A 23951-nucleotide genomic window follows, 5' to 3' on the forward strand; every position below is an offset into this window, starting at 1 on the left:
GAGTAATTTAATATCGATGAACATCAATATGTTGAAAGGTAACGCATGACAGCCTCTACCCTGTCTACCCCTACCCAAATCTCTTTTTTAGATAAATACATTCCCATCTGGATCATCTTGGCGATGGCATGCGGTCTCCTTTTAGGTCGTAATGTTCCTGGACTAGCCGATTCACTGGGAGCCATGGAAATCGGCGGAATTTCCCTACCGATCGCCTTCGGTCTCCTAGTAATGATGTACCCACCACTTGCCAAAGTTCGCTACGACAAGACAAAACAGATTGCAGCCGATAAGCGTCTGATGAGCGTATCGATCTGTCTCAACTGGATCATCGGTCCAGCTTTAATGTTCGCACTTGCCTGGGCATTCCTGCCAGATCAGCCAGAACTACGTACCGGTTTAATCATCGTGGGGCTTGCACGATGCATTGCGATGGTCTTGGTCTGGTCTGATATGTCCTGTGGTGACCGAGAGGCAACGGCAGTACTTGTAGCAATAAACTCGGTATTCCAAGTAATCATGTTCGGTGCTCTTGGCTGGTTTTATCTGCAGCTGCTGCCATCATGGCTAGGGCTAGAAACCACTTCAGTCACATTTTCATTTTGGTCAATTGTGACGTCAGTACTCGTATTCTTGGGGATCCCGCTTCTTGCAGGAGCACTCTCGCGCATTATTGGCGAAAGAACAAAGGGCCGAGACTGGTATGAACGGAAATTTATCCCAGCCATTTCTCCCCTTGCATTAATTGGGCTTCTCTACACCATTGTTTTGCTGTTCTCACTGCAAGGAGAGCAAATTACTTCCCAGCCATGGACTGTAGCTCGTCTGGCATTGCCACTGGTTATCTACTTCGTTGGAATGTTTTTAGTGTCGTTAGCAGCGGCCAAACTATCCAGCATGAGCTATGCACAGTCTGCTTCAGTTGCCTTTACCGCTGCAGGTAATAATTTTGAGCTTGCCATTGCCGTTTCCATTGGTACTTTTGGCGCAACGTCCGCTCAAGCCCTAGCTGGAACCATTGGCCCATTGATTGAAATTCCAGTTCTTGTGGGATTGGTCTACGTCATGCTGTGGCTAGGGCCAAAGCTCTACCCTGGCGACCCAACACTGCCACCAGTCCACTCAAACCATTAATTTCCCGAAAGGGAGCAAACCCATGAACAAGCAACATTCAGTTCTCTTCATATGCGTTGGCAATGGAGGAAAATCTCAAATGGCTGCAGCATTAGCTCAAAAACATGCCGGCGAGACTTTAGAGATCCATTCTGCGGGCACTCGACATGGAACAAAACTAAACCAGCAATCTATCGAAGCTATTTCAGAAGTAGATGCTGATATGTCACAGGGGACACCTAAAGGCATCGATCAAGACTTAATTAAACGCGTGGATCGCGTAGTTATCTTAGGCGCCGATGCTAAATTAGAGTTGCCTGCCGATGCGAAAGGTGTGCTAGAGCGGTGGATTACTGACGAGCCTTCCGAACGCGGTATCGAAGGCATGGAACGCATGCGACTAATCCGAGATGATATCGACGCCCGAGTGCACAATCTTATCGTTGATCTAACTCAAGCATCCTAAGCTGTTCGCTTGGCGATGATCGCAGCATGAGGCCTACTACCAATATCAACCCTGGTGTGCACTTCCACAGTTTCGAATCCACTCTCGTCAAGCAGCCTGCTCATCTCTACTACTGGCCAAAAATATGCAGTAGTTACTGCATGATTAAATGCTTCAATCTTCGGACCTTCGAAGAACCCGATCAATAGAGATCCACCCGGAGCAACGCAACGGGCAAACTCTCTCAAAATACTTATAAGGCGGTTAGGCTCGATATGAATTACTGAGTACCACGCCAAGAGGCCAGTAAGTTCACTTTTCTTAATGGGAAGCGCATCAATCGAGCCCTGCTGAAACTTTACCTGTGGGAATCGTAAACGAGCACTGTCAATAAAAGCCTGAACCAAATCAATGCCTTTGATGTCCACTCCTAAATCCTGCAAGTGAGCAGTCCAATGCCCAGGACCTGACCCCGCAGCAACAATGCACCCTCTAACGCTCTGAGCCCAATCTTCAATCAGTTGTCGGTCTACTTGAGACATGGCCTCAACATCGCCAAGTATGTCAATGTATTCATCAGCACGAGCCTCGTATGAATCACGAACTCCAAAGTCAAGGTCTTCGTTTATTCGCAATCTTTTACGCAACCTTCAACGGAACGATGGCTGCAATCTGCTCAGACACTTGATCCTTAGCAAGTTCGAGGTCATACTGTGTCTGCAGATTGAGCCAGAACTGTGCTGGCACACTGAAGTATTTTCCGAATCGCAGTGCTAAATCTGCCGTAATCGCACATTCGCCTTGCATGATCTCGTTAATGCGTTCCAGGGGCACACAGGTTGATTCCGCAAGCATGTTCTGCGTGATATTGAGTCCTTCGACGAAATCCTGCATAAGGACTTTGCCTGGATGAATCGGTGAATACAGCTTCTCTAGCATGACCTTTCCTCGGTGATAATCGACAATCTCAACGTATTCTGCCTCGGTGTTGTCTGCTCGGATGAACCAGATCTTCCGCTAGCTGTAGGTACGAACATTGAAATCCATAGAATTGCAGGCAATGAACCATCCACAAATCGATAAATGTTCTTGTCTTTAAACCCAAATCTACCGCTGCGGGTACGAATGTGGTTCAAATATGAAAAGGCTGGCACTATCGAAGTGAATCAGGTTGTTAGGCTCTATGGAAAAACGGTCTGAACTCATACCTTCGATCAGGCGTCCTAGTTCTACGAGGAAGTCTAGGCACTCAAACTACGACACCCGAATGCCTCACGCTATCTGGACGCTCTGATCACCGATCACATACTCGAGCGATAGCTCTCCACCGACAGCCTCAAGGTAATTGCGGATCGTGCCAACCTTCGCACTGTCGAGATCTCCGTGTTCGATCTTCGACACCTGACGTTGTCCAACACCGATACGCTCGGCGAGCTGTGCGTATCAACCCGATTTCGGTCCACCGGATGTTCGGCAATAAATTCTTTTAGTGACATCACCATTTTGATCATTTTCCCCTTAATCTACGGAGGTGGTCGTCGAATAGGTCGTCAGCAATCAGCAAAATCGCCAAGCGTTCCGGACCGAAAGCGAAGAGGACGCGTAACTCGGACCCACCAACTGATCCCGGTCGAAGTTCCTGCCTGTTACGTTGCCTTGATGAATACACCGTTACAACAAGGGGTGGTCTAACTGTTCAACGGGGTAGAGACAAACTCGTCAACGATAAGCAATGGATGTGGTCGACGAAGATTGGCAATCATTTACTGCTAAGAAAACAATTAACGAGCTAAATGAGGCTCAACTATTTCCCCTATCGGTTTCCTACAAATCTTCTTGATTCTCACGTTTCGCCCACAAGTATCTGCGAACCAGGAAAATAGGTAAAACCAGAACATAATAAAACCCAAGATACTGAACTACGTAAAGAAAAATACCCTCAGAGCTAACTTCGCTCCACGAAACACCCTCGACGCTTAAAGAGGCGACCCCGCGCCAGCCAGTTACCTGGCTTATATAGAAACTTGCGACAACCATTACGGGCAGCACTACAAAGGAAAACCACCATGGGGGAACCCAGGGTCTACCGTCCTTCTCAGTTTTATACAATGCTCCGCCAAAGCCCATCGCACATACCTTTCTAATTACAACTGCTCCCTAAAGACACAGCATCCCGCGAAAGGGACAAGCTTTGCAATCTTTTCAGCATTTCTTCGGCTGCAGTGCGGAAGATATTAGAGCTTTAAACCTCGGCCTCTGGAAGTCGCCAGATCTTATTACCCAAAGGCGTAATGCGGACACCATCTCGGATCTTGATGACGAAATCTTAATCTTCAGGAGTGCGGTGTGTAAAACCAATATCAGAGTAATTTGCAACACCTGGAATTGCTAGGTATTGATCGCCTTGGTCCAGTACGAGGTTAAGTTAAACGCTCTGAGTTTTTTGATTAGGCCTGAAACCTTGTATTTGCTTGATCCTTTCAGGCTTTCCCAACCATCAAGCCTGTAGTGTCCAAACAGTTGGAGGGATTGATATAGATGATTTCCAGCATTCATCTCTTCAACATCCCAAGGAAAATTTTCTGTGATGGTAGTAATCGGTGAAACATACCCACCTTTTTTCGCGAGGAAATTTACATACTGACGGGATACCCGATATTCATTGGCGATGTCCACCTGCCTCACGCCCCTGGTTCATGAGGTACAAAACTAGGTCAGGGGTCAAACTCATATTTGGCCTTTCATACGCAAGAAATTTCAAATACCCCGGCACACATTACTAAAGGCCTATATCTAGAGTAAATCGCATTTAAATCAACATTCCCCGAAGCGAAACCAGCACAAACAAAAAGCGCCGCCCCAGCAACAGCTGAAACGGCGCTTTAAGTTAAAAAGCTTTACTCAAACTCAGGGAAGGCCTCTGCAGAAAGATCATCAGCGCCAGTCTGCTTTGCTGCATCAAACATCAGCTGGGAAATCTCTTCTTTTTCCTCTGGCTCAACAACCGCACCGTGATGCTTGGTGTTGAACTTCTCCAACTCATCAAGAGTGCTCTGTGCAGATGCGTTAACTGCATCTAGCTCAGGGGTCTCTCCGAGTTTGTCTAATGAATCAAGGTAGTTTTCCAAAATGGAACGAAGCTCTGGCAACGCCTTAACATCGAAGGGTTCGTCCCAGAATTCTTTTTCATCTTCTTGAAGGTATGAACCTGTTGCAAACTCTTCGAGAGTGGAAATGAATTCATCTACGGAAGGCTGAAAGTTAGCGCGAATGGTCATGATCTGTATTGTTCCTGAATTCTTCTAGAGCTGCACACCGAGTAGCGCGTCTACGGCTGCGACCACGATGTTTCCTACTTCAGTGAACTCTACATCCCCAGAGACATGGTCAACACCAGCTGCCCATGCATCAAGTGCAAGGAGCGCGCCGGGAGTATCAAGGTCTGCGGAAAGGTGCTTGCGGAGCTGTTCGACTACTGCGATTGCTTCTTCTCGGTTGGTTGCTCCGCGTGCTGCGTTGCGCCACTCTGCTAGGCGGTTTTCTGCCGTACGGAGGCTTTCTGCATTCCAATCACGGTTACCACGGTAATGGTTCGCAAAGACACCAAGGCGGATAGCGCCTGGCTCATGTCCTGCAGCGGTGAGTCGGGAGACGAATTCGAGGTTGCCCAGGGATTTGGACATTTTTACGCCGTCTTGGGAGATCATGCCGGCATGTACGTAATGCTTAGCCATGCGCTCTACGCCGTGGGCGGCTTCTGCGTGTGCAGCGGAGAACTCGTGGTGAGGGAAAATCAGGTCGGAGCCACCACCTTGGATATCAAAGGAGTGTCCTAGGCGGTTGGTTGCAATCGCGGAACATTCGATGTGCCAGCCTGGACGACCTGCGCCGAATGGGGATTCCCAGCTTGGTTCGCCGTCGCGGACGGCGCGCCACAGGAGTGCATCCATTGGGTTCTTCTTGCCGGCACGCTCTGGATCGCCACCGCGTTCGGCGAAGAATTCAGCCATGGTTGCGGAATCATAATTGGATTCGTAGCCAAACTTCTCAGTGGCGTTCACTGATGCGTAGACATCTGGATACTCGGCGTCCTCGACGATATATGCGGCGCCTTCGTCGAGAAGCGTTTTTACCATCTCAATGACTTCGTCGATGGATTCGATCGCACCGATGTAGTCTTTCGGCGGAATAATGCTTAAGGCTTCCATGTCGCTGCGGAAGAGGTTGATTTGACTAGTGCCTAGATCACGCCAGTCAAGGCCGTCGCGGGCTGCGCGCTCAAATAGTGGATCATCCACATCGGTGATGTTTTGGACGTAATGCACATCGTGGTCATTGTCCAGCAAAATGCGGTAGATCAGGTCAAAAGCTAGGTATGTCGCTGCATGTCCGAGGTGTGTGGAGTCATACGGGGTGATGCCGCAGACATACATGCCCACTGGAACTTCAGATCCGTGAGGTGGGGTTTCAACCAGGCGTACTTCCTGATCTGCGGTGTCGAACAGTTCCAAAGGCACTGGGGTGCCGGGGAGAGCAGGTACTTCAGGGGTAGGCCAAGATTGCATGAGTTTACTCTATCTTCTTTCCGTAATTATTTCCGCGACAAGCGAATACACGTCACTACAGCATATAAAACCTAGATGTCGCCTCAGAATGCAACCACTTAAATGGCGCTGCTATTCCACAAATAAAAATCCGCCACCCTTTTACAGGGCGACGGATTTTAAAAGAACCTAAAAACGAGAAACTATGGTGTGAGGAAGCCAACCCACAGGAGGAGCATCACGATCAAACCAGCTGGGATGCGGTACGCGGCGAACCAACTGAAGGAGTGGTTGGCCACGAACTTCATCAGCCATGCGATCGAAATATAGCCGACCACGAAGGCCACCAGCGTGCCCACAGTGAGCTGCAGACCAGAGGCTGCCTGTCCGGAGCTTGGCGCAAAAGCATCTGGCAACGAGTACAAGCCGGATCCTAGAACTGCAGGAATAGCTAGCAGGAAGGAGAACTTGGTGGCTACTTCACGCCTAAGGCCAAGGAACAGACCAGCAGAAATAGTGCCGCCGGAACGGGATACACCTGGGATCAGCGCAAGGCACTGGGCAAGTCCCATGATGATGGCATCTTTCATGGTGAGCTGATCATAATCACGCTCTTTTTTGCCCATCTTTTCCGCCAAGATGAATACCAGAGAGAACAGAACCAACACGGATGCGGTGATCCACATGTTGCGGAGAGCATCTCTGATGAGGTCTTTGCCCAACACTCCAAGAATGACCACTGGGATGGTGGCCACGATGATCATCCAGCCCATGCGGTATTCAAATCCGCGACGTTCCTTGTGGAATACGCCAGCGAACCAACCGGTGAGGATCTGCCAGATTTCTTTGGCAAAAAACACAAGAACGGCGGCTTCGGTACCCAGCTGCACCACGGCAGTAAAGGATGCACCTGCGTCAACACCCCAGAACAGTTCAGAAATGATTCTGAGGTGGCCACTTGAGCTGATGGGGAGGAATTCTGTCAGGCCTTGAACAATGGAGAGCACAATGGTTTGCACCCATCCAATATTTTCACTTGCGGCAGGATCGGCTGCTGCGGATAGGAGGGATATCTCTTCATTCACCCGATCTACCGTACCCCCTTACCGCCTCAGTAGTGTGGTGGGCGTGAAACAGCGAATGGTCGGTTCAAGTGGTTTGCGGGTCTCCAGGCTCGGTTTGGGCACCTCGACATGGGGCTCGGGCACCGAGCTGGATGAGGCAGGCGACATCTTTGCTGCCTTCATCAATGCAGGCGGCACGCTTATCGACGTCTCCCCCAACTACACCACCGGTGTAGCGGAAGAAATGCTCGGCACGTTGCTTGATTCACGAGCCTCCCGTGCACAAGTGGTTATCTCTTCTAGCGCTGGTGTGAATCCGGCCCTTCCTTTGGGCAGGCGTGTGGATTGTTCCCGCCGCAACCTCATTGCGCAATTAGACGTCACGCTGAAAGCACTGAATACTGATTATTTGGATTTATGGTCGGTGGGTTATTGGGATGAGGGCACTCCCCCACATGAAGTTGCCGATACCTTGGATTATGCAGTGCGCACCGGCCGAGTTCGTTATGCCGGCGTACGCGGCTATTCCGGATGGCAACTAGCAGTTACTCACGCGGCGTCGAATCATGCAGCTGCTTCGGCTCGCCCCGTTGTGGTGGCACAAAATGAGTACAGCCTTCTAGAACGCCGTGCGGAACAAGAACTTCTTCCTGCTACCCAACATTTGGGTGTGGGGTTTTTCGCAGGCGCCCCTTTGGGCCAAGGTGTGTTGACCGCCAAGTATCGCTCTGAGATTCCCCATGATTCTCGCGCGGCTTCCTCTGGTCGCGATGCAGAAGTCCAAAGCTATTTGGATAATCGTGGTCGCATCATCGTTGACGCCCTTGATACTGCAGCTACAGGCTTAGGTATTAGCCCGGCAGTCACCGCAACTACCTGGGTGCGCGATCGTCCGGGAGTAACCGCTGTAATTGTTGGCGCACGCACTACAGAGCAACTGTCTCACCTTTTACATGCAGAGGACGTGACCTTGCCTACACCAATTACCCAAGCCCTTGATGATGTCTCCCTGTGACTTGGTGAACTTCCTTTCACTGGTAACCTAAAACCTTGTGAATATGCGCCCTCGATCCCGTATGTCCCGTTTGATTCCAGCCACCGCGATGCTGGCCTCAACTGCACTTCTTGCAAGTGCATGTACGCAAGCAGTCGTGGACTCTCCAGATATGGGCATGGCCACTCCTGCTGTTTCCCCTGCTGCACAGAACCCTGATGGCCAGGTAATTGACTTCGGAAATATCACCGATATGGAAGTTACCGAAGGCGATATCCTGGGTGTGCGCACCGAAACTTCCCTTGCTATTGGAACAGTCAAGGACTTCGAGTCGGGTGATGTGACGGAACTGGACGTCGATAAGCAATGCGGTGACCTGACTGCCACCGGCGGCACTTTCCTGCTGCCTTGTGCGGATGGCGTTTATCTTATTGATGCCCAGGATCCAGATTTGGGCGAGTTGCGCGCAACCGAAAAGCCAGCCACCGTCGCAGCCTTGACCAGTGATAATGAACTGCTGGTTGGCAATGACACGGATGAAGAACTCACCATCTACCGCGATGGTCAAGACCCTAAAACCTTCACCGTTGCCGGGCCTAACACCCAGTTGATTTCCGTCCCCGTAGATGATCGCCATGACGCTGTGGTGCGCATCTGGAATGATGACACCACCATCCAAGATGTCGATTACCCCAACGACAAAGAAGGCGCCGCGCTACGCGTTGGCCTCGGCGTTGGCCAAATGGCAGGCGGCGAAGATGGACTTCTCGTTGTCTCCGATGCACAAGGTGGACAAATCGCCATCTACAACGCTGACGATGTCATCCGTCTCCAGATGACTGCCCCAACCGATAAAAACCCTTGGGGCGTTGCCTGGGATTCCGCCAATGACCTTGCATGGATCACCTCGCTTGGTGAAAACACCCTGGTTGGATACAACATCTCCGAAGGCGTGCCAGAGGAACAACAACGACTCGACACCGTTGCTGACGCCCAAAACATCGTCGTCTTAAGCGATTCCACCCTGGTTGCAGCATCCGCCACCGGCAACGGCATCCAAATCATCCCAAACCCAGCTTCTTAAAAGGACATACATGAGCAAGCAATCCCCCACCCGCAAGCTGCGCCAAACTGTCTACGATGCAAGCCTCAAGGCAATGTTCACGCTTCGCCCTGAGCGCATCCACGGTCTGATGAACAAGGGCCTGGGCGTTGTCGACAGCGTGGCACCCCTTAACCGCGCCTTGGAAAAAGTCATCGCCGTCCATGATGATTCTCTCTCCCAAGAAGTCTTCGGCGTCACCTTCCCACGCCCACTTGGACTAGCCGCTGGTTTTGATAAAGACGCTTCCATGGCAGATGCCTGGGGTGCTGTGGGCTTCGGTTACGCAGAGCTCGGTACTGTTACAGCTTCCCCGCAGCCAGGAAATCCCACCCCACGTCTGTTCCGCTTGCCTGCAGACAAAGCAATTTTGAACCGCATGGGATTCAACAACCTGGGCGCCGCCGAAGTAGCCACTAACCTGCGCAACCGGAAATCCTCCGATGTCATTGGCATAAATATTGGCAAAACCAAAGTTGTCCCCGCGGAACAAGCCGTAGACGATTACCGACGCTCCGCATCCCTCCTCGGAAATCTCGCGGACTACCTGGTGGTCAACGTGTCCTCTCCGAACACTCCAGGTTTGCGTGACCTTCAAGCAGTAGAATCTCTGCGCCCAATTCTTGCTGCCGTTCAGGAATCCACCAACGTTCCAGTTCTGGTCAAAATTGCCCCAGACCTTTCTGATGAAGATATCGATGCAGTGGCAGACCTCGCTCTCGAACTCAAGCTTGCTGGAATCGTGGCCACCAACACCACAATTTCCCGTTCGGGTCTCGCAACTCCGGCAGGTGATGTAGAAGCCATGGGTGCTGGTGGAATTTCCGGTGCTCCTGTTGCTGCGCGTTCCTTGGAAGTTCTCAAGCGACTGCATGCACGTGTCGGCGAAGAACTGGTGCTGATTTCTGTTGGTGGCATCAGCACTCCAGAACAAGCCTGGGAACGCATCACTTCCGGCGCTACTCTTCTCCAGGGCTACACCCCATTTATCTACGGTGGCCCTGATTGGATCCGCGATATCCACCTCGGTATCGCAAAGCAGCTCAAAGCTCATGGTCTTCGCAACATCGCTGACGCTGTGGGCAGCGATTTGGAGTGGAAAGACTAACTGGGGTCAGTACGACCAAACCAGGATGCCCACGGAGCTGATTTTTAAGCTCCGTGGGCAGCTGTGACCGGTTTCTAACCCAGATAACCAAACGACAGTGCCCACGGCTCTGTTTTCCGATAATCATGGGCACTGTGGTTTGGTTTAGTGAATTTAACTCTTTTCACACCTAAAAATCGGTAGCCCTACAACGCCGTTTAAGGAACTGCACGGGCCTTATCGACACCGAGAGTCATATGAGAATCTCAAGCGCTTAAATTGGCGCAGAACATAAAGGGCATAAAAGGAAGGTGGCCCTCGTGAATACTCACGAGGGCCACCTTCTATGTGTTCTTATTTAACGGATTTCGGCATCTGCGCACGGCGGATAACCAGACCGCACAGCAAGGCGCCTACTCCCCACGCACTCAACCAGAACTGCTCAACAACATAGAGTTCAACTGTTGGCAGAAGTCGGCTGCCAATCACCATGATGACTGCGATGCTCAAAGAAATGATCTGTGTTTTTGAGCTCGGCTCGTATTTGCTGGTGGTAGCGAAAGCTCCGAGAATAATCGCTGCCACGAGGATCAGGAGGAATCCAGGTGTGATGACGAAGTTGTTCAGCATTCCGGTGCTAAACAACGCAATTGCTGCAAAAACCAGCAATACAAGACCTAATGCGACGAAAGCACCACCAATGCGGATGCCGGCGGGTACTGACCGCCAGGTTGCGCGGCCTTCAAGGCTTGTTAGTTTTTTTAATGATTTACCGGATGCTGAACTCATAATGTGACTTACCCTACTAGTTCTCGTACCAACCCCACACAATCGACCTGGCTAGTGTGTGGAAATACAGGTTGAAGCCTAGAACGGTGGGGGTGGCTTCGGGGGAGATATCTAGTTTTTCCACGTCAAGCGCATGAACTGCGAAGAGATAACGGTGTGGTGCGTGGCCTGCTGGTGGGTTCGCTCCGTAGTAGCCGCGTTTTCCGGAATCACCTTTCAGCGAAATAACACCATCGATACCACCGAGGGTGTCATCATCGCCTGCGCCAGTTGGGATCTCAGTGACAGTTGCTGGGATGTTAAACACTGCCCAGTGCCAGAATCCCGCTCCGGTTGGTGCATCTGGATCAAGGCAGGTGATTGCGAGAGATTTAGTGCCTTCTGGAAGATCTGACCAGGAAAGCTGTGGGGAAATATCCGTGCCGCCGAGCTGGGCTTCGGCAAGTTTTTCACCATTGTTTAAATCTGTGGAGGTGAGGGTAAAAGATGGCTTCTCGCCCAGCGGTGCATATGGGTCAGGGCCGGGGAATCGGGTGTCTTGGTAGGTGTTCATATCTTCGTTTCTACCCCAATTCGCAAGCCCTTGTGGCGAATTCTTCGCTATTGTGCGCTCCAACGTTGGTAGAGCTGCGCATATTTACGTCCAAGGGAAAGTAATTCCTGGTGAGTGCCGTCTTCGATGATGTCACCGTGTTCCATCACGATGATGCGATCGGCAACAACTGCTTGGTCGAGACGGTGCGCTACCACCAGAGTGGTGCGGTTTTTAGCGATTTCTGTAGCAGCTTTTTCCAACATGCGAGCGTTATCGCTGCCAGCTTCACTGGTTGCTTCATCCATGATCAATACCGGTGGGTTACGGAGCACGATGCGTGCAAGGGAGATTTGCTGTTGGATTTCTGGAGTGAGTTCTTCTGCGCCAGCACCAATGGGGGTGTCTAAGCCGGATGGGAAGAAACGTCGAAAAGCAGTGGTGTTTTGGCCGAGCCCAACCGCGTTTAGCGCGCTGAAAAGCTGCGCATCGGTGGCCTGCGCATCAGCCATGCGGAGATCATCGCCCAAACTTCCGGAAAACAGGTGCACTTCCTGACTAATCAAGGCGACCTGGCGAGTGGTCCAGGTATCCGACACCGTGTCGGTATCAATATCACCGATCAGCACAGACCCAGAATTGGGGCGCTGCAGGCCTGCGATAATGCCTGCCAAAGTGGATTTTCCAGCACCTGAAGTACCGACTAACGCAGTGGTTGTGCCAGCCTCCAAAACTAAAGTGAAATCTTCCAAAATTGCCACTCCACCGGGATATGTAAAGGTCACATCGCGGACAGTCACGGCTGGCGCATCGGCGCAATCTGCAGGTTCAATAAGATCTTCTCGTTGTGCCAGCTGCGCGAGTGAAACAGCGCGCCCCAAAGATGTAGAAGCACTTTGGATTTCAGAGGCGAAAAACAACACATTAAAAACGTGCACTTCCATGCGCACCACCACAAAAACGGCAGCGCTGGCAGCACCAATGCTCAAGACATCCTGGGTCACCCAATACGCGCTGAGAGAAAACACGCCAATGAGCAACAAGCCATAAGCAATGGATCCGAGCGCCAACAGACGCGTAAAAATCGGCGCTCTATCCGCTGTTGCTTGCACCGCGGTCCACGAGGCCTGGCGCATCCTTTGCACTCCCCACGCGCCCAGCTTTAATACGCGCAAGGTCTCAATGCCGCGAATAGTATCCAGCAGCAGATTATTTCGGCGGGCTTCAGTGCTGGAAACGATATTTGTTGCTGCAGGAATCGCACGCACAGTCTTTTTACCGCTGGGAATCAGCACCAAGACAACTGCGATAAATAGGAAAATAAACAACCAATGGATACTGAGCAGTGCAATCAAAGAGCCAGGCAGAATCAGCATCGTGATCACTAACCGGACACCAACCATGGCGACAATGCGCACAGTGTTATCAATATCTTGAGTAATTCGGCTGATCACATTGCCCGTGCCTAATTCCATCACATCAGGCACAGGGGCACGCAGCGCCGAAGAAAGTGCAGCTTTGCGCAGATCGACAGAAAGCCGCCTGGCCAGCGTATTGATCACCAGTTGCAGCAGCGCACGGCCGGCTGTTTCCAGCAAAATTCCGCACGCCACTAGTCCAAGCAGCCACCACATCGCCGTTGTTCCAGCACCAATCAATGGTAATGATGCTCCATTAATCAGATCTACGGAATAACCCAAGAGATTTGAGGTGCCCACCATCGCAGCCACCGTGACAAGACTGATGCCGAAAAATCCCACATACCACCCCAAGCGCGGCTTCGACGGCAGTGTTTTCAGCTCACGCCATGACTCCGCCAACGACGCCGGAGCTAATGCGTCCGCCACTCGATTCATATCAGTTCGCCCAATCCGATTGAATATGCTTTGCGACGCCGTGCCACGTCGGGTTTGACGTAATAACCACCGTGCTCCGGCCTTGACGAAGCTTTTCGACGCGCTGCGCCACTTCATCCAGTGTCACCGCATCTAATCCCGTGGTCGGCTCATCCAAAATGAGGACCTCTGGATCCACTGCTAAAAATCGTGCAAGAGCAATTCTTTGTCGCTGCCCACCCGATAAATTCAAGCCGGCCTCACCGATCAACGTATCCGGAAACTCAAAATCTTCTTCCATAAACAAATCTCCACCCAATCTGCTGATGATATCTTCGCAGCTTGCGGCATACAGTGATGCCCGAAGCATAGTCGGGGTCACAGTATTTAAAGGATTCAAATTATCCTCCAGCACACCTTCAAACACACTCACACGGTGTGGCGCCACGATCACATCATTTCTGGTCTGCAGGGCTTCCAATTCACGATCAATTAAATCTCGCGCCTCAGGAGTCGAAGGATCCCACACAGTAATTCCCTTTTCAAAGCGCAGGGAACTGGCCTCGGGTTGAGGTTTGGTGCTTGCTCGATCCAGCTCCGCGGTTAGGTCATGCACCCTCTTAGTAGAGGCCTGTCCCCTCGCCCAGATTTCCGTCATCATGCCAAGGGAAACACCCAACACCGTTAAGGAAGGAGGAACCAGCAACGTCACGGTGAGCATCGCACCACTGGTGATCTCCCCATTGAAGGCCAGCATTGCAGCATAAGACAACAGCCCGATAGAAAACATAGCTGGTACGAGTTGTCGCACAAATGTCAGCGTTGCTTGAAGCCGTACTTCTTTCAACATAATCCCAAGAGCTGCATCTGCTGCTGCTCCAAAGCGTTCTTCGGTCTGCGATACAGCTCCCAGACCTTTCACCACCCGCGATCCCTGAGCCACATCCGTTGCCAAAGAAATAGCTCGAGACTCCGCAGCACGCCTTTTCGCCGAAATTTGAGTTAGAGGTGTGGCCGTGAAATAAGACGCCAGCGCAGTACACGTTCCGCCAACAACCAATAGCACTGCAATAACAGGAGAAATCGGCGCAATAGACATAGTAGAACCCAACAGATAACCCACCATCATGATGGGAAAATTAAGTATCTGCTTCAGCCCACCGACTTGCACTGAGTCCTGGTCAACCGTATTCAATACCTCACCAGGAGTTAAAGAATTTCTCGGTGTTGTTACCAACCTTCCAGACAGCTCTAACCGCAGGCTATGCACCACCCTGGCACTGGAAAGATCAGTTAATGCATCAGACGTGCCCTCCAAGATGTAGATCACCCACAACAGCACAGCTAGAGCCACCGACACGATGATGACAGGCAATAACTCCCCTGAACCAAAGACCCATTCCGTGCCACGTCCAACAACCAATGAGGTCATTGCACCAAGCACACTAGAAAACAGGATGCTAGATACCAAAACCCAGGTACCTGCAGGAAAAGCCCACAATAATGACCAAGCGCTCTTCCGAGTCGTGGAATTATCCAGTTTGGGCAGCAACGGTGTGCCCTCTTCTGGCGATTCCGGAACAAACCAGGACCAAGTACGCATCCTTGGGAATTCATTCGTCATGGAAAAAACACTACCGCAGTAAAGTATGGTTCAGACTTACAAAGCTGTAAGTCTAAATTTGAGTTTTAGTGAGTGACCTGCAGATTTGTGTTCCATTAAAGATTCGGGCTATTGTTTATTTCGAGCCAAGGGCAAACAAGCCCTTAATCACCCAGCCCGGGTGGCGGAATGGCAGACGCGCTAGCTTGAGGTGCTAGTGTCCTATTAACGGACGTGGGGGTTCAAGTCCCCCTCCGGGCACACTGTGTTGAGACAGTATTTAAGGCTCTGAACTTAAATTTAAGCTCAGAGTCTTACCTTATGCCTTTTATATATTACTCACACACCCAGCCCGGGTGGCGGAATGGCAGACGCGCTAGCTTGAGGTGCTAGTGTCCTATTAACGGACGTGGGGGTTCAAGTCCCCCTCCGGGCACAGTTTTATGCTGATAGTGATCCTGTACAAGATTTTTCTTGTACAGGATCATTTTGCGTTTTCTGTAAGAGACTACTCTGGATCTCATGAGTCTTAGCGTTTTTCCAGCCAGTACAGCAGATCACTCCACGATCATCGATATTCTCGTAGAAGCATTTGCACAAGACCCCGCCTTTTTAAGAGCCTTGCCGCAGCCTGATCCTGGATCACAGCGGCTTCGTGCACTGTTTCAGCTCCAGATTGAAAAACAATATGCAGTAGCTGGAAATATTGATATTGCACGCAATGAGGAAGACGAAATTGTTGGTGTTGCGCTCTGGGATCGCCCCGATGGAAAACACAGCGCCCTCGATCAAGCCTCGATACTCCCCCAGCTTGTCTCTATTTTTGGTGTCAAAGCTGCGCAAATAGTACTCAATGAACTTAATTCCGCTAGATTCCACCCACGATTTTCCCATTGGTACCTCTATACTATTGCCACCGCAGCATCTGCTCGTGGAACTGGCGTGGGCAGCGCTTTGCTCAACCATGGCATTGACCGAGCCGGCGAGGAAGCCATTTATTTGGAAGCAACATCCACCCGAGCCGCACAGCTATATAACCGCTTGGGTTTTGTCCCACTGGGCTATATTCCAGCCAAAGACTCTGGTACCCAAGAACTAGCCATGTGGAAACCACCAGCCATGCCTACGGTGTAGTAAGCAGCATTGATTTTGTGCTTTTGCAGGCATGATTAATTTATGAGTACCAATTTAGTAACTGTCTCTTTAGATAATCTCCGGAAATAAGCCGGAGATGTCATCCACCGTGCCACCTTTGCGGGCGGACGAACTACGATCACGCAACATGGAAAAGCTGTTACAGCCATCGTCTGGGTCGAAGACTTAGAACTGCTTGATGATCTTGAACGTCGCGCAGATCTTGAGGCTCTCCGACAAGCTCGTCATGAAGATGAAGGCACCCGCATTTCCTTTAATGAAGATATATAAAACACTTCTGTCAGCAGGACCTGACCTGCTATTTAGGAATACCAATAGCACCGCGTTTACTTATCCAGGTGATGAGTCTATTTTGGATACATGGTTGATCCTGGTGTGATCAACCGAAGCGCACTACTTGGGACCATGGCCTGTTTAAAGCTTCATATTTTTAAAACGAGTATTTGTATCAACTAGAACCTCAAAGGCGCTTAAAAGCGATTCTAAGAGGGCACTTTTTCACGGCTTTAGGGAAGATTTTTCCCCCATTGGAGCGAAACCAGACCAGGTGACCAAAGCTCAAGCGAAATCAAAAATCTTGGTCACCTGGTCTGGTGCCAAAACCGAGCTACCAGACAGGGCGACCAAGAACTTACTTTTCAGCAGCGCTTTGGTCGCCTGGTCTGGTCCTAACACTCATGCACCATCAACACAGCACAACTGCCTCAATCTAGCCCTCTGAAATACAGAAAAGCCCTCACATCACGTAGATGCGAGGGCTTTAAAGTCTAGCTAGGCCTTATCAAAAGCTGTCAGGATATTTTGAGCAGCTAGTGTGGGCGTTGTTGTTCCATTTCTCAGGGCGCGTTCCATGTCTTGGCTCACGGATTGCACTCCGGGATCGTTTTCCAGGCGCATGCGGATGGTTTCATGGACCATTGACCATGTCCATCCCACTTGTTGATCGCGGCGGCGTTTTTCAAATTCACCGGCTTCCACCATGAGCTTGTGATGGTCTTGGACGTGTCCCCAAAAGGTTGCTACGCCTGTGCCTTCGATAGCTGACATGGTGATTGTTGGTGGGTGCCAGAGCTCTTCTGGGCTGCGGACCATGCGTAATGCTGAAGCAAGGTCACGGGCTGCTCGTTTTGCAGGCTTTTCATTAGGGCCATCAGCCTTGTTGATGGCCACCAATTCTGCCATTTCCAAAACACCTTTTTTGATGCCTTGGAGTTGGTCACCTGCGCCGGATAGTGCCAAGAAAGTGAAGATATCCACCATGTGGGACACTGCAACTTCGCTTTGTCCCACACCAACGGTTTCCACGATGATGATGTCGTAGCCTGCGGCTTCAAATACCACCATTGCTTCACGGGTAGCTTTTGCTACTCCGCCTAGAGTTCCAGCAGATGGTGAAGGCCTAATGAAGGCATTCTCCGCGTTGGAGAGTTTGGACATTCTAGTTTTATCGCCAAGAATTGAGCCCCTGGTTTTGGTTGAGGAGGGGTCAATCGCAACGACGGCTACCTTATGGCCGTGTTCAATCAGGTGGAGACCAAATGCTTCGATGAACGTGGATTTTCCAACACCAGGTACGCCAGTGATGCCGATGCGCAAAGCGTTTCCGGAATGTGGCAGGAGTTTTACCAACAGCTCTTGAGCTAATGCTCGGTGAGCTGCTGCCGTGGATTCCAAAAGGGTGATTGCGCGGGCCATTTGGGTACGGTCGTGCTGGAGGACCGCGTCGTAAAGCATCTGGACATCAATGCGCTGGCGGGCGCGTTTAAGCGCCTCCGGTGCCACCGCGGTGCTGCTTCCCAGATCTGTGCCTCCTGTGGTGGTGAGGGTGCCCAGATTATTTTCTAGGAAACCGTGGTCACTCATTCACATCCACATCCAGGTCAAAGCCCAAGTGTGCTGCAAGCCTGGTGATCAGGTCCATCGCGGATTCTGCGATAACAGTTCCCGGTGGGTAGATGGCAGCTGCACCCATATCGTAGAGTTCTTGGAAATCTCCTGGAGGGATCACGCCGCCCACGGTGACCAGAATGTCATCGCGACCCAGGGCTGCCAATTCCTTTTTCAGCTCTGGCAGCAAGGTCAGGTGACCTGCGGCAAGAGAAGACATGCCAACCACGTGGACATCTGCGTCCACGGCAGCGCGGGCTGCTTCGGCTGGGGTCTGGAACAGTGGGCCTACGTCTACGTCCATGCCCAGATCGGCATAGGCGGAGGCGACGACCTTCTGTCCGCGGTCATGTCCATCTTGTCCCATCTTGGCGATGAAGATACGAGGGCGACGGCCTTCTTCTGCTTCAAAGGCATCCGCCAGTGCAATCGCGCGTTCGACGTTGCTCACAGTGCCTTCCTTTCCAACTTCGTCCTTGTAGACGCCGGACAGAGTTCTGATTTCTGCTTCGTGGCGTCCAAAGACGACCTCCAAAGCATCGGAGATTTCTCCAATTGTAGCCTTGGCACGAGCTGCATCGACAGCAAGTTTGAGCAAGTTCTGCTCCAAATCGCCAGGTTCTTTATGCTCATTGCGTGCTGCTGCGGTCAATGCCTCAAGAGCGGCCTTGACTTCCGCGTCATCGCGTTCTGCACGCAGCTGGGCAAGCTTAGCCAGCTGCTCCGCACGCACCTTGGTGTTATCCACCTTGAGGACTTCAATTTGCTCATCTTCCTCAACCACATAGCGGTTCACACCAATGAGAGCTTGACGGCCGGAATCGATACGTGCCTGGGTGCGCGCAGCAGATTCTTCAATGCGCAGTTTCGGAATACCCTGAGCTGTGGCTTGTGCCATGCCGCCAGCTTCTTCTACCTCTTCAATGTGCTTGCGTGCGCGGTTAGCCAATTCATTGGTCAACCATTCCACGTAATAAGAACCAGCCCATGGATCAACCGGACGCACGGTACCGGACTCTTGTTGCAGTAACAGCTGGGTGTTTCGTGCAATACGCGCAGAGAAATCAGTCGGCAGAGCCAACGCCTCATCGAGTGCATTGGTGTGTAGCGACTGAGTATGTCCCTGGGTTGCTGCCATCGCTTCGACCGCGGTGCGGGCAACGTTGTTGTACACATCTTGAGCGGTCAGTGACCAGCCAGAAGTCTGTGAGTGCGTACGCAGGGACTGGGACTTTGCGTTCTTTGGCTCGAATTTAGCAACCAATTCGCTCCACAGCAGACGACCTGCACGCAATTTCGCGATTTCCATGAAGGTGTACATGGAAATGCCCCAGAAGAAGGACAAACGTGGCGCAAATTTATCTACGTCAAGTCCTACTTCTTTACCGGCCCGGATGTACTCGATGCCATCGGCCAGTGTGTAGGCAAGCTCGAGATCGGCGGTCGCACCGGCTTCCTGGATGTGATAGCCAGAAATCGAAATGGAGTTAAAGCGTGGCATCTTCAAGGAGGTGTACTCGAAGATATTGGAAATGATGCGCATCGATGGCGTTGGCGGGTAGATATAGGTGTTGCGCACCATGAATTCTTTGAGAATATCGTTTTGGATCGTGCCAGCTAGTTGCTCTGGGGTCACGCCTTGTTCTTCGGCAGCCACGATATAAAACGCCAGAATAGGCAGCACTGCACCATTCATGGTCATGGATACAGACACGCTGGAAAGATCAATGCCATCAAAAAGCTGGCGCATATCCAGAATGGAGTCAATAGCCACGCCAGCCATGCCGACATCTCCAACTACGCGTTCATTATCTGAGTCGTAGCCACGGTGAGTTGCGAGGTCGAAAGCAACCGACAGCCCCTTCTGACCGGCCGCAAGGTTACGGCGGTAAAAAGCATTGGATTCCGCAGCAGTAGAAAATCCTGCGTACTGGCGGATTGTCCATGGTTGGTTGGTGTACATGGTGGGATAAGGTCCACGCATGAATGGCTTTTGGCCAGGCAAAGAATCTACCGGATGTCCAGCTTCCTGGGCCTGATCACGGTCATTTTGTGTAAATACACGCTTGACATCAATGCCTTCTGGGGTGTTCCACACCTGTCCAGCATCAGTACCGCGAGGTGCTTCTGCACTCTCGCCAGAAGTCAATGGGATCTCGGAAAAATTGGGGATGGTAGTCATAATTTTAAGCTCCCAATGCCTTAAGCAGGTCAGCCAGCGTTGCCGCGGCATCGATTGTCATGTTCAGGTATCCATCAGGCGCCTGCGAGCTGCCCTCAAAGCTTGCTGGCGCACCAGCAAGCAGGATGCGGTTAAGGCCCGCTTCGCGGAGCTTTTCGACGGCTCCCTCTCCCGTTTCGGCATACTCTTGATCAGTTCCACACACCACGACAATTTCTGCTGCCTTGGCGGTGTCTGCAAATTCCGCAGTACCTGGGACGAGCTGTCCTGGGTTGATGGAGACAATGCCACCGGAAGCCAACAGGTTGGTGGTAAATCCAGTGCGAATATTGTGCTTGGACAATGGCCCCAAAGGAATCAATGTGATGCTTGGTCGTGCACCAGTTTTTCCCAAGAAGGCATCCGAGCGGTTACGCAGTTCTTCAAAGTCAGCTGCCCAACGGCGCACACCGAATGGTTCTACCCGACGCTCTGCAGGCAATGGAGTCTCTGCCAGGTTAGGGAATTCATTGATACCAGTGAGCTTCTTCTTCCTGGACGCAATGTCCTTGCGGGTTTTCTCCCATGTCTGATCCAGCATGTCGCTGATCTGACCAGCAGCAAACGCTTCGCTAAAGCCACCTTGTGCTTCGATGCCGGAAAATACTTCCCATGCTTTTTGCGCTAGGTCATTGGTGAAGCTTTCCACGAAGTAAGAACCACCGGCAGGATCAATCACATGTCCAAGGTGGGATTCTTCCAGTAACAACAGGTTAGTGTTGCGCGCAATGCGGTGCGCAAAGTTGCGGGATACACCAGGAACTCCGCCAGCAATAGCATCATCGAAATTGCGGACTTCTACATCAGTAGCTCCGCCTACACCAGCAGCAAAAGCCGCCACGGTGCTGCGCAGCATGTTTACCCATGGGTCACGCTGGCTAAACATGGCACGAGCGGTGACTGCATGTTGTGGTGCAGAGCCCTCTTCTGGGTGCTCCAAGACCTCACATACGCGAGCCCACAGCCTCCTAGCCACACGAAGCTTAGAGATCTGTGCAAACTGCTCATCTGTAATAGCGAAACGGAACGATAGCTGAGACAAAGCGGTTTTGGCATCTAGACCAGCTGCAACAAGACGCCTGACATAATCCACACCAACAGCAAGGCTCAAACCAATTTCTTGAGCATCAGATGCACCCTGATTAGCAAAGCTTGAACCATCGACCACAATTGCGCGAACCTGAGCTCGCTTTGCAGCATTTTTAGCCAGCTCAATTGCCTCATCAACAGAATCACTGATGGTTCCATCTACCTGCGCAGTCAACGGACGTGAACCAAGCGTGAGCGCCGCGAAAGGTGTGCCTGCTTCCTCCGCCAATGCATAGAGCTCCCTCGCTACCTCTGTGGTGTTAGCTCCAGCATGAACCAGCAGTGGCACCATATTGAGGTGCACACCCTCAAGCGCATCTGGGAGGTCAGCCGCGGTGAAGTCTTCAGAGAACTCGAAGGCTAGCGTGGTAGTTCCAGAATTCAATGCATGAAGCACTGCTTCATTGATTTCTTTTACAGAAGTCTCATCAGTACCGAAAGTTTCAGTGACACCCCAACCGGTGCGTTCTTGGTCAGCGCTAGCACCTCTGGTGAAAGGAAACTCTCCAGGTACTTCAACCAGCTGCCGATTAGTTTCATCCACGCGGGTATACAAAGGATTAATATCAACGCCATCAGGAGTGGTGACGATGAGTTTCTTCCAGATATCTGTAGGAATATCTCCTACATCTTTTTTCTGGGCACGCGCAAAAACGCCAGCCACGGCCTTGTACCACGTGTCAAGGTTTCCCGAGAGATCCTCGGGTACGGCAGTCTTTGTAAGATCAGTCAAAGCAGACTTACTTTCTCTCGCTTATGAATGAGGTTTTCCTCATGCGTTTTGCCCTTTTGAGGGAATGTACACATGTGTAGACCTACGAAATTACCAAGCATGTTAGCTACCTTTGCAAATCTCGCAATGGCAGTATTTACTAGCTCATACCACGGTAGTCAGTACCCGGTATTAATACATTCATTTTGACCGAATATTTTGATCACGAGTACACAACTGTATGGTATTTCCTATGCATGACACAGGCGAGGCCGAGGAGTCTCCCGCGGAAACCGCCGGACACTTCAATACCCCAATTTCCACGGTTTCCCACTTCTTTAGCTCGCTTTTTAATGATGCATTACACAGCATTTTTAGGTGGAGCATCTGGAAAAAAATTACCGTATTCGGCATATTAATCGCAGCGGTATTAGTGACTTTTTGGGTAGATATTCCCCCCATTTCGGTGTACCGCGAATGGGCAGATGACGCTGGAAATGCATTCATCTTCTTCTTTTGCGGCTTTTATATCTTGGTGACCCAGTTCCCTATCCCTAGAACTTTTCTTACCTTGGCAGCTGGAGTGTTATTCGGTCCGGTTATGGGCTCAGTCGTAGCTCTTGGTGCCACCACAATCTCTGCTGTTACCTCTCTTCTGATTGTGCGCTTGCTGTTAGGTAAATGGATGGCGCCACGGTTAAAGCACCCCGCGGTTACTCGAATCAACACGCGTTTAGAACAACGAGGCTGGCTAGCCATCACATCGTTGAGGATGATCGCAGCAATCCCATTTTCTATTCTTAATTATGTCGCTGCGCTAACTAGCGTTCCGCTCTTGTCCTTTATGATTGCCACACTTATTGGTTCCGCACCAGGAACAATTGTCACCGTGGTTCTTGGTGATGCGTTTACAGGAGCAGGAAACTCTCCTGCCATTGCGTTCAGTATCTTTTTAGGTGTTTTAGGCGTTTTGGGCATCTTTTTAGACCAAAAGATGCCAGTCAAGCCTGCAAAGTAGACATTATGAGGTAGTGTTAGGGAAGAAATTCTTTAATTCGCTATGTCAGCTAGCACTTACTTCACACACGATACAAGGGGGCAGCCATCTATGTGGGCACTGCATGCCAGATACCGCGGCCGCGACACAAGACGAGCCGAGTTGGTTAAGAGATTTGCAGAAGCTTTATCCACATTGGAAGGTGCTGGCCAATTCGAGGTTATTGGAGTTGAGGAAATTCGTGCTCACATCACCTCGCCGGTATCCGCGTGTGATGTTGTAATGGCACTGCTCGCCGCAGGTGATTGGGCTATCGGAATGGGCGTTGTGCCTTCAGCCGATGGAATTGCCGACCATTCAGATGAAGCTGCTATTACACAAGCAAAGAAAATCGCTTCTGATGCATTACGCCCCACCACCAAAGCTGGAACTGTAAAGGTTCGAATTGCTGGAACCAAGCGAGACAATACTCATGCATTTAATATTTCCGCAGCATTTACCCTGATTGGTCAGGTGCTTTCTAAGCGCACTCAAGAAGGACGGGAAGCTACGTCCCTGGTGCGGTCAGGTTTTAACCAAAATGAAGCAGCTCAAGAGCTTGGTATCTCTAAGCAGGCAATGTCTCAACGTTTGCAAGCAGCTGGTTGGCAAGCAGAATCCGCCGGTTGGCAATTAGCGGTCAATCTCATTGAGCAAGCTGGCAAGCGTTAAACAACTGACTTTCACAACTATTAAGCATCAGGGCTTTGCTCTTGGTTTTTCAGAGGCGCTTCACCTGATGT

22 protein-coding genes and 2 tRNA genes are annotated in these 23951 nt (G+C 51.1%); 10 read left to right on the forward strand and 14 right to left on the reverse strand.

Annotated elements, in window-relative coordinates:
* Positions 1-45 precede the first annotated feature (45 nt).
* Together arsB and ccrud_RS07340 are read left to right on the forward strand one after the other, a co-directional pair.
* The gene (gene arsB / locus ccrud_RS07335; protein ID WP_066565711.1) at positions 46-1134 is read left to right on the forward strand and encodes an ACR3 family arsenite efflux transporter; all 1089 of its coding nucleotides are present in this window, start codon (positions 46-48) and stop codon (positions 1132-1134) included.
* A 22-nt stretch (positions 1135-1156) separates the two neighbouring features.
* Positions 1157-1579 (forward strand): arsenate-mycothiol transferase ArsC, encoded by a 423-nt coding sequence (locus tag ccrud_RS07340; protein ID WP_066565713.1) that lies wholly within the window; start codon positions 1157-1159, stop codon positions 1577-1579.
* Here ccrud_RS07340 and ccrud_RS07345 read toward each other — a convergent pair.
* The 7 genes from ccrud_RS07345 to ccrud_RS07380 all read right to left on the reverse strand — a co-directional run bounded on the left by ccrud_RS07345 (position 1576) and on the right by ccrud_RS07380 (position 7187).
* A complete protein-coding gene (locus tag ccrud_RS07345; protein WP_245670186.1) occupies positions 1576-2193 on the reverse strand; it encodes a class I SAM-dependent methyltransferase in 618 nt (205 codons plus the stop codon). The two genes, ccrud_RS07340 and ccrud_RS07345, sit on opposite strands and share 4 nt — an antisense overlap.
* A 4-nt stretch (positions 2194-2197) precedes the next feature.
* On the reverse strand, positions 2198-2497 hold the full coding sequence (locus tag ccrud_RS07350) for a HigA family addiction module antitoxin (RefSeq protein ID WP_066565715.1): 300 nt from the start codon (positions 2495-2497) through the stop codon (positions 2198-2200).
* 333 nt (positions 2498-2830) lie between these two features.
* The gene (locus ccrud_RS15730) at positions 2831-2959 is read right to left on the reverse strand and encodes a hypothetical protein (RefSeq protein ID WP_245670187.1); all 129 of its coding nucleotides are present in this window, start codon (positions 2957-2959) and stop codon (positions 2831-2833) included.
* Positions 2960-3946: 987 nt separating this feature from the next.
* Positions 3947-4234 carry a hypothetical protein gene (locus ccrud_RS07365; protein WP_066565720.1) on the reverse strand — a complete coding sequence of 96 codons (288 nt, stop codon included), beginning with the start codon at positions 4232-4234 and terminating at the stop codon, positions 3947-3949.
* Positions 4235-4455: 221 nt separating this feature from the next.
* The gene (locus ccrud_RS07370; protein ID WP_066565722.1) at positions 4456-4836 is read right to left on the reverse strand and encodes a hypothetical protein; all 381 of its coding nucleotides are present in this window, start codon (positions 4834-4836) and stop codon (positions 4456-4458) included.
* Positions 4837-4860: 24 nt separating this feature from the next.
* Positions 4861-6123, reverse strand: coding sequence for a cysteine--1-D-myo-inosityl 2-amino-2-deoxy-alpha-D-glucopyranoside ligase (gene mshC / locus ccrud_RS07375; RefSeq protein WP_066565724.1), 1263 nt, complete (start codon positions 6121-6123; stop codon positions 4861-4863).
* Between the two features lie 182 nt (positions 6124-6305).
* Complete coding sequence (locus ccrud_RS07380; RefSeq protein WP_066565726.1) at positions 6306-7187, reverse strand: undecaprenyl-diphosphate phosphatase; 882 nt, start codon at positions 7185-7187, stop codon at positions 6306-6308.
* Positions 7188-7242: 55 nt separating this feature from the next.
* Here ccrud_RS07380 and ccrud_RS07385 point away from each other — a divergent pair, with 55 nt between their 5' ends.
* From ccrud_RS07385 to ccrud_RS07395, 3 genes are read left to right on the forward strand one after another with little or no spacing between them, the layout of a single operon-like run.
* The gene (locus tag ccrud_RS07385) at positions 7243-8181 is read left to right on the forward strand and encodes an aldo/keto reductase (RefSeq protein WP_066565728.1); all 939 of its coding nucleotides are present in this window, start codon (positions 7243-7245) and stop codon (positions 8179-8181) included.
* A gap of 43 nt (positions 8182-8224) precedes the next feature.
* A complete protein-coding gene (locus ccrud_RS07390) occupies positions 8225-9244 on the forward strand; it encodes a YncE family protein (RefSeq protein WP_245670188.1) in 1020 nt (339 codons plus the stop codon).
* A 10-nt stretch (positions 9245-9254) separates the two neighbouring features.
* Positions 9255-10370 carry a quinone-dependent dihydroorotate dehydrogenase gene (locus ccrud_RS07395; RefSeq protein ID WP_066565731.1) on the forward strand — a complete coding sequence of 372 codons (1116 nt, stop codon included), beginning with the start codon at positions 9255-9257 and terminating at the stop codon, positions 10368-10370.
* Between the two features lie 333 nt (positions 10371-10703).
* Here the strand turns inward: ccrud_RS07395 and ccrud_RS07400 are convergent, their stop codons facing one another.
* The 4 genes from ccrud_RS07400 to ccrud_RS07415 are packed head-to-tail and all read right to left on the reverse strand — an operon-like array spanning position 10704 to position 15129.
* Positions 10704-11138 carry a hypothetical protein gene (locus ccrud_RS07400; protein WP_066565734.1) on the reverse strand — a complete coding sequence of 145 codons (435 nt, stop codon included), beginning with the start codon at positions 11136-11138 and terminating at the stop codon, positions 10704-10706.
* A 16-nt stretch (positions 11139-11154) separates the two neighbouring features.
* The gene (locus ccrud_RS07405) at positions 11155-11691 is read right to left on the reverse strand and encodes a YbhB/YbcL family Raf kinase inhibitor-like protein (RefSeq protein ID WP_066565736.1); all 537 of its coding nucleotides are present in this window, start codon (positions 11689-11691) and stop codon (positions 11155-11157) included.
* A gap of 47 nt (positions 11692-11738) precedes the next feature.
* The gene (locus tag ccrud_RS07410) at positions 11739-13526 is read right to left on the reverse strand and encodes an ABC transporter ATP-binding protein (RefSeq protein ID WP_066565738.1); all 1788 of its coding nucleotides are present in this window, start codon (positions 13524-13526) and stop codon (positions 11739-11741) included.
* A gap of 1 nt (position 13527) precedes the next feature.
* Positions 13528-15129, reverse strand: coding sequence for an ABC transporter transmembrane domain-containing protein (locus ccrud_RS07415; protein ID WP_245670189.1), 1602 nt, complete (start codon positions 15127-15129; stop codon positions 13528-13530).
* A 154-nt stretch (positions 15130-15283) separates the two neighbouring features.
* On the opposite strand from ccrud_RS07415, the gene ccrud_RS07420 reads away from it, so the two are divergent.
* The 3 genes from ccrud_RS07420 (at position 15284) to ccrud_RS07430 (ending at position 16242) form a co-directional block, all read left to right on the forward strand.
* A tRNA-Leu gene (locus tag ccrud_RS07420) sits at positions 15284-15369 on the forward strand.
* Between the two features lie 89 nt (positions 15370-15458).
* Positions 15459-15544, forward strand: a tRNA-Leu gene (locus ccrud_RS07425).
* A gap of 86 nt (positions 15545-15630) precedes the next feature.
* Positions 15631-16242, forward strand: coding sequence for a GNAT family N-acetyltransferase (locus ccrud_RS07430; RefSeq protein ID WP_066565743.1), 612 nt, complete (start codon positions 15631-15633; stop codon positions 16240-16242).
* 792 nt (positions 16243-17034) lie between these two features.
* On the opposite strand, the gene meaB is transcribed toward ccrud_RS07430, so the two are convergent.
* The 3 genes from meaB to ccrud_RS07450 are packed head-to-tail and all read right to left on the reverse strand — an operon-like array spanning position 17035 to position 22193.
* A complete protein-coding gene (gene meaB / locus ccrud_RS07440; RefSeq protein ID WP_066565745.1) occupies positions 17035-18126 on the reverse strand; it encodes a methylmalonyl Co-A mutase-associated GTPase MeaB in 1092 nt (363 codons plus the stop codon).
* Complete coding sequence (scpA, locus tag ccrud_RS07445; protein WP_066565747.1) at positions 18119-20332, reverse strand: methylmalonyl-CoA mutase; 2214 nt, start codon at positions 20330-20332, stop codon at positions 18119-18121. Before scpA ends, meaB begins: the two co-directional genes overlap by 8 nt.
* A gap of 4 nt (positions 20333-20336) precedes the next feature.
* The gene (locus tag ccrud_RS07450) at positions 20337-22193 is read right to left on the reverse strand and encodes a methylmalonyl-CoA mutase family protein (protein ID WP_066565749.1); all 1857 of its coding nucleotides are present in this window, start codon (positions 22191-22193) and stop codon (positions 20337-20339) included.
* A 232-nt stretch (positions 22194-22425) separates the two neighbouring features.
* Here ccrud_RS07450 and ccrud_RS07455 point away from each other — a divergent pair, with 232 nt between their 5' ends.
* Both ccrud_RS07455 and ccrud_RS07460 read left to right on the forward strand, forming a co-directional pair.
* Positions 22426-23190: a TVP38/TMEM64 family protein gene (locus ccrud_RS07455; protein WP_211271293.1), complete on the forward strand. Its 765-nt coding sequence runs from the start codon at positions 22426-22428 to the stop codon at positions 23188-23190.
* A 90-nt stretch (positions 23191-23280) separates the two neighbouring features.
* The gene (locus ccrud_RS07460) at positions 23281-23880 is read left to right on the forward strand and encodes a DNA-binding protein (RefSeq protein ID WP_066565753.1); all 600 of its coding nucleotides are present in this window, start codon (positions 23281-23283) and stop codon (positions 23878-23880) included.
* The last annotated feature ends 71 nt before the right edge of the window (positions 23881-23951 follow it).

It is taken from the genome of Corynebacterium crudilactis (assembly GCF_001643015.1).
In the GTDB taxonomy this organism is placed as follows: Bacteria; Actinomycetota; Actinomycetes; order Mycobacteriales; family Mycobacteriaceae; genus Corynebacterium; species Corynebacterium crudilactis.

What these genes read in the sequence shown, in the direction of transcription:
- ccrud_RS07385 (WP_066565728.1), top strand. Translation starts at nt 7,243, where the DNA reads ATGGTCGGTTCAAGTGGTTTGCGGGTCTCCAGGCTCGGTTTGGGCACC.
- ccrud_RS07400 (WP_066565734.1), bottom strand. Translation starts at nt 11,138, where the DNA reads ATGAGTTCAGCATCCGGTAAATCATTAAAAAAACTAACAAGCCTTGAA.
- ccrud_RS07460 (WP_066565753.1), top strand. Translation starts at nt 23,281, where the DNA reads ATGTGGGCACTGCATGCCAGATACCGCGGCCGCGACACAAGACGAGCC.
- ccrud_RS07410 (WP_066565738.1), bottom strand. Translation starts at nt 13,526, where the DNA reads ATGAATCGAGTGGCGGACGCATTAGCTCCGGCGTCGTTGGCGGAGTCA.
- ccrud_RS07395 (WP_066565731.1), top strand. Translation starts at nt 9,255, where the DNA reads ATGAGCAAGCAATCCCCCACCCGCAAGCTGCGCCAAACTGTCTACGAT.
- ccrud_RS07430 (WP_066565743.1), top strand. Translation starts at nt 15,631, where the DNA reads ATGAGTCTTAGCGTTTTTCCAGCCAGTACAGCAGATCACTCCACGATC.
- ccrud_RS07390 (WP_245670188.1), top strand. Translation starts at nt 8,225, where the DNA reads ATGCGCCCTCGATCCCGTATGTCCCGTTTGATTCCAGCCACCGCGATG.
- ccrud_RS07370 (WP_066565722.1), bottom strand. Translation starts at nt 4,836, where the DNA reads ATGACCATTCGCGCTAACTTTCAGCCTTCCGTAGATGAATTCATTTCC.
- ccrud_RS07405 (WP_066565736.1), bottom strand. Translation starts at nt 11,691, where the DNA reads ATGAACACCTACCAAGACACCCGATTCCCCGGCCCTGACCCATATGCA.
- mshC (WP_066565724.1), bottom strand. Translation starts at nt 6,123, where the DNA reads ATGCAATCTTGGCCTACCCCTGAAGTACCTGCTCTCCCCGGCACCCCA.
- ccrud_RS07350 (WP_066565715.1), bottom strand. Translation starts at nt 2,497, where the DNA reads ATGCTAGAGAAGCTGTATTCACCGATTCATCCAGGCAAAGTCCTTATG.
- scpA (WP_066565747.1), bottom strand. Translation starts at nt 20,332, where the DNA reads ATGACTACCATCCCCAATTTTTCCGAGATCCCATTGACTTCTGGCGAG.
- ccrud_RS07455 (WP_211271293.1), top strand. Translation starts at nt 22,426, where the DNA reads ATGCATGACACAGGCGAGGCCGAGGAGTCTCCCGCGGAAACCGCCGGA.
- ccrud_RS07415 (WP_245670189.1), bottom strand. Translation starts at nt 15,129, where the DNA reads ATGACGAATGAATTCCCAAGGATGCGTACTTGGTCCTGGTTTGTTCCG.
- arsB (WP_066565711.1), top strand. Translation starts at nt 46, where the DNA reads ATGACAGCCTCTACCCTGTCTACCCCTACCCAAATCTCTTTTTTAGAT.
- ccrud_RS07340 (WP_066565713.1), top strand. Translation starts at nt 1,157, where the DNA reads ATGAACAAGCAACATTCAGTTCTCTTCATATGCGTTGGCAATGGAGGA.
- meaB (WP_066565745.1), bottom strand. Translation starts at nt 18,126, where the DNA reads ATGAGTGACCACGGTTTCCTAGAAAATAATCTGGGCACCCTCACCACC.